12 protein-coding genes are annotated in these 14343 nt (G+C 40.9%); 5 read left to right on the top strand and 7 right to left on the bottom strand.

The window, feature by feature from the left end; translation table 11 throughout:
* Positions 1 to 64: 64 nt before the first annotated feature.
* The 4 genes from K08M4_RS06745 to radC form a co-directional block, all read right to left on the bottom strand.
* Complete coding sequence (locus K08M4_RS06745; protein ID WP_232460227.1) at positions 65 to 592, bottom strand: tyrosine-type recombinase/integrase; 528 nt, start codon at positions 590 to 592, stop codon at positions 65 to 67.
* A 211-nt stretch (positions 593 to 803) separates the two neighbouring features.
* The gene (locus tag K08M4_RS06750; protein WP_086049306.1) at positions 804 to 1232 is read right to left on the bottom strand and encodes a DUF2787 family protein; all 429 of its coding nucleotides are present in this window, start codon (positions 1230 to 1232) and stop codon (positions 804 to 806) included.
* Positions 1233 to 1258: 26 nt separating this feature from the next.
* Positions 1259 to 1684 carry a DUF2787 family protein gene (locus K08M4_RS06755; RefSeq protein WP_086049307.1) on the bottom strand — a complete coding sequence of 142 codons (426 nt, stop codon included), beginning with the start codon at positions 1682 to 1684 and terminating at the stop codon, positions 1259 to 1261.
* Positions 1681 to 2157, bottom strand: coding sequence for a RadC family protein (gene radC, locus K08M4_RS06760; RefSeq protein ID WP_086049308.1), 477 nt, complete (start codon positions 2155 to 2157; stop codon positions 1681 to 1683). The genes K08M4_RS06755 and radC overlap by 4 nt, the downstream gene beginning before the upstream one ends.
* A 220-nt stretch (positions 2158 to 2377) precedes the next feature.
* Here radC and K08M4_RS06765 point away from each other — a divergent pair, with 220 nt between their 5' ends.
* From K08M4_RS06765 to K08M4_RS06780, 4 genes are all read left to right on the top strand, one after another.
* Positions 2378 to 2815, top strand: coding sequence for an RNase H family protein (locus K08M4_RS06765; protein ID WP_086049309.1), 438 nt, complete (start codon positions 2378 to 2380; stop codon positions 2813 to 2815).
* A gap of 208 nt (positions 2816 to 3023) precedes the next feature.
* Positions 3024 to 3200: an AlpA family transcriptional regulator gene (locus K08M4_RS06770; RefSeq protein ID WP_065100342.1), complete on the top strand. Its 177-nt coding sequence runs from the start codon at positions 3024 to 3026 to the stop codon at positions 3198 to 3200.
* 126 nt (positions 3201 to 3326) lie between these two features.
* Positions 3327 to 3467, top strand: coding sequence for a hypothetical protein (locus K08M4_RS21950; protein WP_132784985.1), 141 nt, complete (start codon positions 3327 to 3329; stop codon positions 3465 to 3467).
* 245 nt (positions 3468 to 3712) lie between these two features.
* Positions 3713 to 5815 (top strand): ankyrin repeat domain-containing protein, encoded by a 2103-nt coding sequence (locus tag K08M4_RS06780; protein WP_086049310.1) that lies wholly within the window; start codon positions 3713 to 3715, stop codon positions 5813 to 5815.
* Between the two features lie 400 nt (positions 5816 to 6215).
* Here the strand turns inward: K08M4_RS06780 and K08M4_RS06785 are convergent, their stop codons facing one another.
* From K08M4_RS06785 to K08M4_RS06795, 3 genes are all read right to left on the bottom strand, one after another.
* Positions 6216 to 8243 (bottom strand): hypothetical protein, encoded by a 2028-nt coding sequence (locus K08M4_RS06785; RefSeq protein ID WP_086049311.1) that lies wholly within the window; start codon positions 8241 to 8243, stop codon positions 6216 to 6218.
* A gap of 154 nt (positions 8244 to 8397) precedes the next feature.
* Complete coding sequence (locus tag K08M4_RS06790; RefSeq protein ID WP_086049312.1) at positions 8398 to 9225, bottom strand: HNH endonuclease; 828 nt, start codon at positions 9223 to 9225, stop codon at positions 8398 to 8400.
* Positions 9226 to 9545: 320 nt separating this feature from the next.
* Positions 9546 to 10400, bottom strand: coding sequence for a BrxR family helix-turn-helix transcriptional regulator (locus K08M4_RS06795; protein ID WP_086049313.1), 855 nt, complete (start codon positions 10398 to 10400; stop codon positions 9546 to 9548).
* A 201-nt stretch (positions 10401 to 10601) separates the two neighbouring features.
* Here K08M4_RS06795 and K08M4_RS06800 point away from each other — a divergent pair, with 201 nt between their 5' ends.
* Positions 10602 to 14342 carry an ATP-binding protein gene (locus K08M4_RS06800; protein ID WP_157665733.1) on the top strand — a complete coding sequence of 1247 codons (3741 nt, stop codon included), beginning with the start codon at positions 10602 to 10604 and terminating at the stop codon, positions 14340 to 14342.
* Position 14343: the final 1 nt, after the last annotated feature.

The raw sequence follows: 14343 nt of genomic DNA on the forward strand, positions 1-14343 counted from the left end.
CGCTCCCGCCCCCTCACGAAATGTTCATTCTTAAAGTTCAAGAGAAACAAAATCTTGATCGACTTCATCTTGAGTGATGCCGATATAGCGAAGCGTCACGCCTCCAGATGTGTGACGAAGCATTTTCATGACACGGCCTATATCCTTTGTGGATTGGTAAAGGAAAGTAGCCTTGCGTCTTTCTCATCGAGTGAGTACCTAAAGCGATATTCAGCTCTTGGCCTACTTGCTGAAATGCCATTGACACAGCGCGTCGCGAGATTGGCTGGGGGGGGGTGTTTTTCAGTTGTTGGCATCTGTGGGATTGAAACAAGTAGATGTGGTCGGGATGTTGCTCTCTTAATCTAGCAATGTGCTGCTGCGCTTTGGTATTGAGTTGAATGTTGGCTATTTTGCCCGTTTTACTTTCACGAATAATGAGTCGGTCCTGATGAATGTCTTCAAATCTAATCGACAACAAATCAGAAATTCGCAGTGCTAAGTTTAATCCGATATGCCACGCATCGGTCATTTGTGGATGACAACGAATACTCAATAGATGACCAACCATACGTATCGTGTCATCGTCTTCGATTGCTTGGACCTCAGCCATAGTCTGCTTCCTTTTTTGTCTGTAGTCAGGTGTTTTGGGAAGCACAGAGCCGACGATATTAAAGAACCCTTACTGTATAAGGGATGGAAGCTTCCCGTTTTAACAATATGGGAAGCAGGCTCGTTTTGGCTCTGTGCTGGTGGTTATGTTGAATGTTTGTGATATGAAGTGGAGCGGGACGGGTAGTGGATAGGGTTGCTACGAGTGATGATTAACTGTACTCAACCTGAACTTGGTCGTAGGCGTTCATTTCTACATAAGCTAGAAAGTTACACTCCCACATTTCATATAGCTCGGTTGTTTCTTGCAGGTACATACCAAGCCATCCGCTGAAACGAGCGAAAGCGACGTTGTTAGCAAAATCAAAAGCCAAGTCAGGAACGAGCTCTGGTGTACCGGTTTCCACATAAACAAGGTCAGTGATTTCAATAAGCGCGATATGGCTATCTTTGACATCCACCGTAATAGAGACAGGGTGAAAGCCGCCGTCTTTTGGGTGGTAGCTTGAATCTTGAAAACGGATGGTCATTTTTCCTCGGTAATTAACATCATCAATAGAGCGTTTGATTAGGTCTTTCAATTGATGTGAAGGTTTGGCACGCTTGCATGCGAATAGAGCCAGATTGGCAGCTTGATTCATAGGGACCTCTTTGAAGTAAGTTAGGATTAACGAACGGATGTGATGTTGATTGAGATAGCAGGTTGCGTGATGAGAGTGTGAGTGATGGTTTTAAGCCAACTAGCAAGTAAGGCTTGTACTTCTGGCCGTTGTAAGTTGCACTGCTTAATCTCTGGGTGATAGAACCAACACCTCGCGAAGTTGAAATACAGCGATAACTCTTTTTGTGGCTTACCAGTAACCATCACATCAAAGGTGGCAATAAAGCGAAGTTGCCAAGGTGTTTTGCTTGATGTTCGCTCCAATTGAATTTCGATTGGCTGAAAGCGACTATTGATATCTTTAGAGCGTATGTTTAACGCTACCCGCTCGACTGTATTCGGGATGACGTTTTCAGACATAAGTGCTTCAAGAAAACAATGCATGGGACTAACGAGTTCATCATTTAGCCCTGAGATAAAAAACTTATTCATACCCACCCCTTTTCTGCAAATGACACACAATTCTCACCCACAACGATGTGGTCCAATACTCGGATATCCACCAGCTTTAGTGCATCCACTAGCCTCCGCGTAATGCGTCTATCAGCCTGAGAGGGCTCGGCAATACCTGAAGGGTGGTTGTGAGCAAAAACCACCGCAGCAGCATTGTGGTTTAGTGCAGCCTTGAGTACTTCACGTGGATAGATTGAGGCCGCATCAATGGTGCCAAAGAACAGTTCTTCAAAACTGATCAACTGATGTTGGTTATCAAGAAACATCACAGCAAATACTTCGCGGTCGTGAGCCCCTAACTTGAGCTTTAAGTACTTTTTAACATTGGTGGGGTTAGTGAAGGTGCCTTCTCGTTTGTATTTTGCAGCCAGTGCTTCGGCTGCACGTTCTAGCAGTTCATTCAACTCTGAGGTTTTAAATGGGTAGTCGTGTTGGTTGTTAGAGTTACGCATAAGAGCTCCTTGGATCATCTGTTTGATTATGCGTACTGATGAAATATATCTGAGAACATTTTGAATTGGAGTGTGAAGGAGGAGTATTTCCAGAGACAGGTAAAAAATAACTCTCTTGCCGTTGTTATGTAGCAACCGCAATAAAGCGACGAATGAACAATTAACACAATCAGCTGGTGCAAAGGATGTATCGGCTTTGTAGTCTCTGGAGAGTAAAAAAATGAACAAAGAAATTTATGTAGAAGCAGCCACCGCAGAGAAGCGAAGAGGACGACTCTCTGCTGGGGTAGGGCTGGTTGTATTCGATGACTATGAAAGAATAACGGATGAAGACTGGTTGTTCCTTGATAGCATCGTAGACCGTAATTACGCAGAGTTATCAGCACTTGCTTTTGGGCTAGAGTGTGCTTGTGATGGCGATACTATTTATTCAAGCAGTGACTATTGCGTTGATGGTTTTAATGACTGGCTTGATGGTTGGAAACGTCGAAATTGGCGTAAAGCCAATAAAAAGCCGATAGCTCATCAAGACCTTTGGGAGTTAGTGGATAAACGAAGTAAAGATAAGCAAGTTGAGGTGAGAAAAGTCGCTGCTTGCTCCGCAGGAAAAAATGCCGCTTATAGATACGCTCTCGCAGTGGTGAATGGCCAGTTATAACGATAATGAATCACTTGTTGGCTCAGCCAACAAGTGATTGCTTTTGTGTGGTCATCGGATCTTAATGCCTTGGGACGTGTTTGATGATTGGAAATTAGTTGGTTCACTTAATCTGCAAAATTCAATAGGTAAATAGTTGGAGATAAAAACGGTATTTTTCTACGTGTCAGTCAATCCCATGGGAACACACAGCATAGGAGGATGTCCCATGAGATTTCTAAAACTAAAAGAAGTAATGCAAAAGACCGCACTTAGCCGTTCAGCTATTTACCGTAAGATGAATGATGATGAGTTTCCCAAATCCATTGGCTTAGGGGATAGGGCCGTGGCCTGGGTGGAAGGTGAAGTCGATGAGTGGATGGAAGAGTGTTTACAACAACGATGAATTTTGAATTACAGGAAGGCCCTAAGAGTAAATAACAATCTAAAAATATTCTCTCCAATCACCTCGCCGATTTTTATAGTCCTGATTACTAAGATGTAACTGTCTTAATCAACCAGGAGCTATACCATGACGGAATCTAAGAAACCTTTAACGCAAACTGATGTTCGCCGCATACAGTCAACCACGGCGAAAGCCAACGGAGGCAAAACTCCTAAAGGCAGCTTTGCAGCCAAAGCCCAGAGTGTCGTAGATAAGCGTTCTAAATAACTAATTTTGGCATAGGGTCGGTTTACGGCCCTATGAAGGAGTTTATATGCGAAGAATGAGCAAAGATAAGGATATCAATAAGTTTGTACTTTCATTAGTGAAATTGAGCTGCTGGACAGCTGTCCGTGGTACCAAACATATTGCATTGTTATCACCTTTAGGTAAACGTATAACCATACCTTCCACTCCCAGTGACCGACGGGCTTACATTAACTTCAAGAAAGACATTCTAAGGATAATCAGCAATGAAGCTGCTTCACAAAAAACGAGCTAAGCCGTATCCCACTATTCAGTGCTTACTGCGAGAAGTCGCTATTGCATTTGATGTAAAAACAGCTAGTGACGAAGATGACAGCAGGCGTGCTGCGAAGCAACTTGATGATAGCTGCAAAGTAGAAGAATTGAGCATCGACAAGTATCACGCGATATTGTCGTTGAACATTCTGAACCCAATAAGACAAACCTTTGATGACGAGATTTCAGCGAGAGTTGAAAACTTTTTGTCTAACTTACTCAAACGTTATGCTGATTGGATGAAAAACTATCCATTGGATTCTCTTTCTGTTGAGCAGGCGAATGAACTGTTTGAGCGCACCCAGTTTTTTGAAAACCTTGTGCTGAGCTGCTTTTTGAATGAAGAGGAAGCTCTCTGTCTGCCAGATGACATGGAGCTAACCTTATTTAATCCGGATATGCTTCCATTACTTCAAAGCTGTTTCGATGACAAGGATATGAAGGACCGCTTACGAATGTGGTGGAATGGAACTGAACTACCTTCTTTTCGTTTTGTGATGGGGATGGATAGTGCAGCTGATCACGCTTTATCGGACGAATCATGGAGAATGATAAAGTGGGGTATCATTAGCTCGCGTTTTGTTCGCTATATACAATCATGTTCGACGTTTACTAACGTATCACTTTCACATGCAAAAACCTTTCTGCATGCTAACAAGAATGACAGTACAAACCATCATGAGTTCTGTGAACAGGTCAGTTCATTGAAACAGTGGTACGAGGCAGTCAGTTATACATCAAAGTCTGTGTCTCACAAGAACGAGTTTGAAAAGCGGTTAGCAAATTTGGAGCGGGCGATAGAAGGGCTTCCTAGCGAGATAGAGGCTGATCATTATCTACTTTGGTACAAAGCTAGGCATTCGATTTGGTCTGGGGAGCTAACCGAAGCGAACGAGTACTATCAGCAAGCGTTTACAGCGGCTTTGTATCGGGAGCATTCAAAAGCAGTGCTAGGAGAGATCATCAAAGAGTCATTGTTGGTCGCCGCTCACCAAGCTAGGCCAGATTTAGTTTTTCTCAAGAGATTAAAAACGGCACAAATTTACTTTTTCAATGAGCTGATGCCAGCAAGGTACCTGGAAGAAGGTTCAGGAAAATACCAGGTTCTAGCTAACAACGAAGTGGAGGCTTATCGCACTGAATTTAAGCGCTATTTCCCTGATGAACATTGTTACCCAGGAATTAAATGGTCGGTATACAAGCAAAAAGTCGGTTATGTTCTAGAAGATATCGACTCTTACGATCACGCTGACTCTAAGCGAAAGAAAATTGAAATTGGTCTGGAAGGGGGAGCTAAGCGAAAGACGACACCACTTATCTATGCTTGTTTAAATAACGACGTTGAGAAAGTTGAAGAGCTGCTTAATTCAGGTGCAAGCGTTAATGCTCTTTCGGAAGTGGGCGAGTCCCCGCTATTGATTGCTTTAGCGAATATTGATTTTAGTGAGCCGACGTCTCTACTTGACGACTCAATTTTCAATCTTGTCTCAGAGTATGCGCACAGTGAGAAAACTCTAAATACAGTCTCTACACGAAAAATGAGCTTTCCTTTGTTTGCCGCGGTTGAGAGTGGTCGTCCAGACGTAGTGAAAAAGCTGCTATCGATGAACAAGGAAATCACTATCGATCTGAAGGGGAGCATTGAATATCAAACGCCGCTGTATGCATGTTTGGGTATGCTGGCAATGACCAAGAATCCTAAGCAGTTTAGGGAAAAACTTATGGCGGTGCCAAGTGAAGAGGCAGTGAACCAACTTAGGCCCTTATTCGTAGGGATGAATTCACCATTCAACGCAGAATTAAGTTCTCATTTGAGCGCTCAACAGCTGGACCCCAAGTTTCTTGCTGTGATGGACGCTATATTTGAATATGTTCAGGCACGGTTTCCCAAGACTTCATCTGTGCGTCACATTGCTAGAATCCTATTAAATGCTGGTGCGAATCCAAACGTTGAAGTTGTTAAAAATGGCATGCGTTACACGCCATTAATGTTGGCTTCAGAACTTAATGAGCTAAAACTGTTCAAAAAAATGATTGAACACGGTGGAGATTGAAAAAAAACGTATACGGCACCGGTTGGCACATCTTTCTCTAAAAGAGCTATTGATTGTTTAGATATCGCGGAACACTTCGAGGCAGGTGATGTGAAACGGTATATAGAAAACAACCTAACTGGAAATCAGGTGGGTTAAGAGGGCGTAGACTATTTGTAGAAGGCATTATAGATACAATTAGAGCAGTTTGTTTTGTAATGAATGTGATTAGATCGTTTAGCTGATTGATTTAAATGCGAATATCTGGTGTAACTGTTCACGAAAATCGTGTTGCTCTGACGTTATGGCGGCTTCCAAGGTCTGAGTAATGCCCAGTCGCTCTGGAAGCTGCCGTTAATTTATTGTGTTCGAGAACTGATTAACTTAATTTTTAAACCCGAGAGTAGTTACTCGAGAACATTTATACGGTGACTATCAATGATTCATAACTTTGGATGGGGAGTGATACAGCATTTTCATTTTCTAAGCATTTAACGACACCGTCGACATCCACATCATTGAATATTGCTTTATTGGTGCTAGATATATCAATAACAAGGTGCCCGTTGTCATTTTCTGTTTTGCCTTTAAACAGCAGTATTCGTTCCAGAGATATGTCGTTCAATCTTTCTTGATTACCAACTAACTCCAGTATATCGCAGTAGCCGTTAAACTTAGGAAATAAGACGATAGATCCGAACACGTATTCGTCAAAGTGGTTACTATGACTGGCTTTTTCAACTCTTCTATTGCTACGAAGACGGTGTCTTAATTCATTGGGAGAGCTGCTTGGACTGTCTTGGCTCTTTTCTTCTGACATCAAATCAATACGAGATTTAAACCCAGCAATTATCATTTCGTCTTCAGTAGACTTAGGCTGACGAACTTCCCAGTTTTTGACATAACTCTTTTTCATTAATTGATTACGATATTGATGAGTTTTATACGATATATTTTTGCAACTATATGAAGAAAATGAATCGGTTAGGAAGTGACCGTATTCAGCAGAAGCGATAAATTGTGAAAATAGCCCCTCAGCTGAGGTGCTGAGTTCAATTTGATGTTCCTCATTTCCTAAATCTATATCGTCTAGAAGCTCATCTTGTAGAACGGGTACGAAAACCTGATTGGTAAGAAAAATGTTTTTTATATCAAAAGATAAGTCCTGCTTAATCCAAGACTGAGAGCGGGGTGATAGCGTAAATTGTTGTTTTGACCAATTTAATACATCATCTTCGTTTGGCATCATTCGTACTATATCTTTGAAAAACAAAAGCCCCGTAGAGTGCCAATGTTCAACTCGAACTATAGTGTTTGTTTCTAACTCGTCCCAAAATAGACTAGGTGTTGAAGATGTACAGATATCTTCAGAAACAGGCAACCCGCAAAAGTGAGATGATGTACGATTTTTCTTCTTGATGGGGATAAAATCGAGTAGAGATAAGTAATTATTATGGTAGTTGGCTTCTGGGTGAATGTTTGAAGTTAAGAGAAAAAGCTTCATTGAGTAAGAAGGCGTTTGTAGGTTTCGTTTGTATTCTCTAACCTTTTCGAGTGCTTTTAATGGGGTTTGATAAACTTCGCTATTAAACTTTAGACGATCAGAAGAATTCGATAACTGGCAATTCAAGGCGTCATAATGTTTGAGGGCATTGTTGAGCATAAAACTATTGTTAGCCAAGTGCTGACGGTATTTTTCTTTCCATAGCTCTGCAGTAAAACCACATTTATTAATAGCTATGAGTGCGAGTTCTACCTTATGCAGCGATGTTATCACTTGCTCTTCGACTTCCTCATAGAAGGACTTGTTGTGCTCAAATGCAAGCTCTTTGTTTTTATCTTCGTCGAACACTAGCTTGTTGTTGGATATTGAGAGAGAAGGGCAGTCAAAGCAATTAAAGCCAACTGTTATCTTTGTTTGTAATTTCTCTGCCGAAGTTTCGTCGGTCTGATAATTATCGAATGCTAATTGAATATTTTTTGTTGTAGAAGAAGATAGCTCGGCTCCATATATGGATAAGTGATTCTTAGGTTTCTGGTGCCAATATTTTAGCTTACTCAAGCTATCGGTTAACGCTTGAATCCCTTCGTTCAACTCTACGTAATGGTGTACGGACTCTTCCCATTTCAAGGTCAGGCTTTGTTTAAATTCGTATTCTGCTAGCTTCGAGTTGAGTTGAAGACTTTGTTCTTCTAAGTGCTCTTGTGTTTTACTGATGTCGATAGATTTTTGCGCCAGCATAATGGCAATGATTGCTCCTGCCGCTGTAATTGGAAGCCCAAGTAGGAGGTTCCACAGTCCAGTTATACTGGATAACTTCTCCTCTATTGTTGCAGTCGAATAGGAACTACTAATATAAAGAGTAAATAAAACAGCTATCACTGAAACCAAAAAGAACAGTGAAAAACCTCGGATCAGATTGTTGGTTATCTTTCTATTACTAGCCATAGCTCTACTTTTCCAATTCCAAGATATCTATTTATTGTTTGACCTGTCTTAGAAAGAAAGTGTAATGATATAAATTGCGGCGCATTTCACTAAATGCTAGTTATGGCTTGAGCATTGGCCGTCAGGAGGGTGATTCAAAAAGTACTAACCACTATTAGGAGTATTTCCTAAAGATGTGTTTTCGATGATGCTGCAAAAAATGATCATGTTGGGGGAAGCACCAACGAAGCGTCATAGTGGGTGAAATATTCAGTTTTTCGACGTCATTTGATGTTAATTGTGGTGATAACATAATCAGACCATCACGATCAAAAGATATGTAGCCTTTATCAAAAGCAGTATCTAAGTTTGGGGTAAGCAATAATCCATTTGTCATATCTATCGCTTCGGATACGGAGCAGTCACGCCAAGGTTTGATGTGGGATGCAACAAGAAAATCCGTGTTATCGAATCCTGTGACCGAACAACTTTTCCAATGATGAATGAGCCGAGATCGAAATAATCCTTGCCCGATACGCGCTTGAATGGTTATCTCTCTATCTTTTTCTGACAAAGTATCGAGCTGAGCCTGCATCATTTCTAAATCTGTTATTACGTTATTTGGAGCGATAGGAGTGACCCATTTTAACTCTTCTAGAGCTTCTGCCACCTGATCTTTTAATACCCACGTGAAGTGACCATTGATATTTGTTTCATCAGCCGCTGTACAAATGGTATATGTCCAAATAGGTACTCCATTTTTTTGTTGTTCAGGTGTGTGCTGGAGGACAAGGCTTAGCTCATGAGCAAAGCTGCCGTACTGCTCATTACCCGTCATGTAATTTTCGTACCCTGCAGCTTTAGCTAATTGAATAGCTGTTATTTTTCTGTCTTCGGCTCGATAGTTTGCCTTCAGCATTTTAATACCGTTCTGTATTTTTTTTGAGGAGCTTGTAGAAAGCTCCTTAAGCGCTTGTGCAATTTTTGTTGAGTTGTGTGTCATGGTCGACCTCTTTGTTTTATTCGTTATCGATATCATGGTCAATGAACCCCCCTAAATTGGATGATTTATCAACATGGCCTGTAGAGTCATTTGAGATACTCATTGGGGTCTATATAGAGGTTAGTATGCTTGTCCTCATTAGCTTAGAAAATGACAGGTTTTATGACATCAGCGAGGGCGACCGGGAGAAGGGTGAGTGAGTTAGCGTGTTCTTATTGAAAGTGATACCAAAAAGTCGGGTTCTAATTGCTAGCACAGATAGGTGATGTTCCATCTAGAACATCACCTATCTTATCGGGCTGTCTCGAACGAACCTTGATTTATATAGGTAGACTTTCGTCAAAGTGAGCAGTCAATTGATAGGCTTCTGGTTGTTCTTTTAGCAGCTTTTGGTCTTGTATGACGCCCATGCGTCGCAAGTAATAACTGACTAAAGCTCCACGAGTTACTATTTCCATCTTCTTGTTTTTCATAGCGTAGTCGTCAGCAACAACAACTTGTTGTTGCTCAGACAAGTAAGGATTAGGTGTAATCGTCAACTTAACTTGATGGTTCCAGTTGTCATCATGTTCTCGCATTTTTGGTGACTTATCCATTAAGTCAGGTTCGTTCCTAAAGCGACTTAACACGAAATCTCGAAATCCATTTTTCTCTTCACAATATGCTCTTACATGCCACCTGATCCCATCATAGACTAAACTGTGAGGTGCAATAATTCGACCTCGAACCTCAGGTGTAGAGAGTGATACATAGTCAATATCGACGCGAAGGTTAGCCCTTGCTGCCGCGATTAACCCTCGAACAATGCTTGGTGATATAGCCCTTTCAGGGACGTTCAATACGGTCGATTGAGCTTCCCCCCAATTAAAGAACTCAAAGGTCTCTTCTTGGTTATATTGCTGATGAAGCATAAGTAGATACTCATGAGCAGTGCCTTGAGTAAACAAAGGCTTAAAGTTGTCTGCTGGCCTATAGCCTTTAATTGTCCTATCCAGTATCAATTGACCTTGCTCAGTTAAGCTAATGTACTTGTTGATATCTCTAGAAGCTTGTTGTCTCCCTATGTGAAAAGCATCACATAGGTGATTTGTCGTCAGTCGACCCTCCCAAAGAGCAATTATCTCAATTAGTCGAAATCGTACTTTTTGGTCCCATTTGATATCTGCTTGACTCATGTTCGTGCTCATAAATGTTACATGTTGATGTATACAGTATATACATGTAGCAAAAAAGTACATATATTTATTGTGGATACTAGTTGAGTTACTTTCTGGGAATAATGTTAAATGACCCGCTCAACTCGTTTGATTATTACGACGCAGAATAAATATTTTGCGATAGTGGGTAACGCGAAAATACAGAGTAAGGTTATTTGTATGTCACAACAGAAAAACACCCTCTTAAAGGTCATTGTGAATAAATCACATTTTGAAGATAGACTCGTTGAAGTTAAGTCAGATGGCCACACACTATTTACCGGTGAGAACGGGGATGGGAAGTCAACCACACTAAGCCTTTACGGTGCTTTCTATGGCGCAGAGCCAAGTAAGCTTGTTGATAGAGATGCGGGGAAACTTCCTTTCGTTAAGTATTATTTGCCTCAAAGTAAGTCATTCATTGCTTATGAGTATTTAAAAAAGGGCCAGTCTAAGGTTGCCTTTATATACAAGAACGGATCAAATGGTATTGCTTACCGTTTTGCGGATATATCTGCGGAAGAGTTATTATCGAAACAAAACATTAGTGCACTCGACCATGATTATGGAAGTACTAGAGACTGGTTGTCGCAGCACATTAAAAAGCAAGTGCATGTGAGTCAACCAATCACGACGACCCAGGACTACCGATGTATCATTCAAAATAACCGTTCTCAACTTGGTAAGCGACGAAACTCAAACGGACAATTACTCACCATCGCGCAACGCTACTCGTTGTGTGATCCTGAACATTCTATGTTGCACATTGATGTTCTTGTGTCGACGATGATGCGTAACAACAACATGCTCGAAAACTTCCGCCGTATGATCACAGATGCTTTTATTGCTCCTAAAGTGTCACTTTCAAAATCTCCATATAACAAAGCGGATATCGATCACCTAGACGCCTTGAAAGCCATCCGTGAACTAGAAAAACACCAAAAGACGTTTGATAACGCACTAATGCTAAGTCAGCGTATGGATGATTTATACACTGAAGCCGCAAATGTCCTCAACCAGATGTTGAGTAAGTGCGACTCTGAAATTCAACGTAGAGCTGAAATCTCTGAACAGTTAGATGTGGCACAAAAGCGGCTAAGAGAGTTCACAGAAAAAGCAGAGATTCGTCGTTTAGAGCTTAATGAATCATTGAATGACATTAGGAGAAACCTTCAATCAATTGATCGTGACCTTACGTCTATTCACCAGAAGCGCGAACGATTTGAGATAAAAGAGTGTATTCAAAAAGTGATCTCTGAGCGTGACCAATCTGAAGTAATCCGAGCTCAACATCGTCAAGCGCTCGATCATTTGAAGATTCTTCGTAAAGGCTTTGAATCAGAAGAAAAGCAATTGGAATCTGAACTTCAAAAACTAGACAACCAGCATTTAAAAATGGCGAACGAAATTTACAGAAAGGTTGATTTACACAAAGAAGAATTTCGAAAATTTCAAGATGATACGAAAGCAGTTGTGAAGCAGGCTGAATCTGAACATCTAAAAAATATTACAGAGATCAACAAGAAGTACCGTAACTTAAGTTTAGAGGCTGCAGCTAACTTAAGCGATGCAAGGATTGGCGTTGAGCGTGCTGGTAATATAACTCTAGAACAAAAGAATGAGCTAGAGTCGTACCAACGAAAAATCAACTCAATTAGAGATGACATAAATGAAGAACATCAAAATCTCAATGTTGCCAACGACAAGGTTATTTCGCTTACTAAAATTCATGAAAGCCTACTTAATGACATTGATACGGCAGTAAAAACGAAAGCTAGTTATCAAGCAAAGATCAATAAGATTCAAGAGCTCTTGAATCCTGCGTCAAATACTTTTGCAGCGTTTTTGAATAATGAAGTTGCAGATTGGAAGTCGACCGTGGGTAAAACGATCAATCCAGCTCTGCTATCTAACACTAAGCTGTCTCCACAGTTGGGCGATAATTACCAATATAATCAACATTTGATCCACGGTATTGAACTTGATTTGTCTAGTGTCAATTCTGAATTTTCTCGAGAAGAGGAGCAGTTAATTGATGATTTACAAACCCTAGAAGCAAAAATCGCAAGTACTACGAAAACAGAAAAAGAGCATATACGGCAAGCTCGAGAAGCCTATAGCGAACTTTCAGGTTTTAAACAAATGGTGTTGGTGGCAAACGACGTTATTAACAAACACAATGAGAACGTTAAGCGATTTCAACTTCAGCTCGATAATAATAAACAAGTGTTTGCAGAAGAAGCACGAGACCGAGTTGTGGAAGCAAAGAAGTTCGTAAATGAATGTGAACTTAGAGTGAGTCAAACCTCAACTGCGCACGACGACAATATTGCTAACGTAACTAACACGTACAACAATACTATTTTGCAAATCGAATCAGATGCAACACTGAAAGAGTCTGAGATAGAAGCTGCGATAGACGGCCTTGAAGAAAGCGCTAAAAAAGACAAGAAGGTAACGAACCAACGTAAGTCTCATCTGAAGGCTGTTCATGCTGATAAGTTAAAGTCTGATGGTATTGACCCTGCGGTTATTTCAGAGGCTAGAGAAGTTGTTGCTCAACTAGAATACCGCATTGATTGTATTGATAAATCACATGACCTTATTTCGGAGTACAACACTTGGTTAGCTAAGGATTGGAGTCGTGTAGACACGCTTACTCGTGAAGAGAAAGACCTTAACGATCGTGAGCAAGAGGCTGTTCGCCTAATTGGAGGCCACACTAAGAAGAAAGCTGAAGACGAAACAAAACATAACGTTGTGATCACTCAATTGAATAAAGAAAAGAATTGCTGCAATACTAACATTGACGAATTGGAGAAAGCGGCAACTCGACTGAAAGACATCATTTTGCAAGAGTATGTCACTAAAGATGCCTCATTAGAGCTAGTGAGTGTTGAAGTTGTGATTAGCCAGTCTAGTGATTTAGTCAAACAAATTAGCTCAAATCGCGATGCAATCATTAAAAGTGTAGACAAGGTTACAGAGGTTTTGAGTGAACTTGGCACAACGAATGATATTTCACAATTCTGGGAAGAGGTAAAGCGAAAGCGTAAACAAGAATTAGCTCAGAACTCACCGGAAAAGGCTTTTGGTAGTGATTTTAAAGTAGCATTGTTGCCGTCACTCGACCAATTAATCAACGTTGTGATACCTGAAAAGCAATCCATTATCCTTGAAGCTATTCGTTCTGTATCGATGAAGTACTCTAATTTTTATCTCACACTTGAAGACACGAACAAGAAAATTCGCGCAGTATCAAATTTGCTTGGTCGGTCGGTAGGAACGTCAAATCCATTTCCTGCTATTGAGGAAGTGCAACTTGGTGTTGTAAGTAAAATCGAGAAATTCGAGAGCTGGGATTCATTGGGAACATTTAACAACGAATGGGAAAAATGGGCTGAAGCTACAACAGCAACCGTCCCAAGTGATGCGTTTATTAAAACTTTTGAGTCTGCATACCGCTCATTATCACTCCTGAAGCTTAACACGAGCTTAAGTTCACTAGTTGATCTCGAAATCCGTATGACCGAGAACGGTACGCAACGAACTATACGTAACGATTCTGATTTGGCTGGAGTAAGTAGTGAGGGGATTTCGAAACTAGCTGTTATCGTCGTTTTTTGCGGGATGGTCCGCTATTTATGTCCAGACCCGCAGACCATAATCCACTGGCCTGTCGATGAACTAGGAAAAATTTCGCTTTCCAATACTCGCCTTCTGTTCAATATGATGTCGGATAAAGGCATAACGCTTATCACCGCAGAACCTAACTACCGTAGGGAAATGCTGAAGTATTACGTTAACAAACTTCATATTGACCGACGTTATGGGGTAATGACTTATGTAGACGTTCGTAAAAATCGGGATTCAAGTCGACTGTTCTCGGTAGTTAACACCCAATCAGAGAAGGAGGCTTGAT

Source organism: Vibrio syngnathi, from assembly GCF_002119525.1.
Classification (GTDB): domain Bacteria; phylum Pseudomonadota; class Gammaproteobacteria; order Enterobacterales; family Vibrionaceae; genus Vibrio; species Vibrio syngnathi.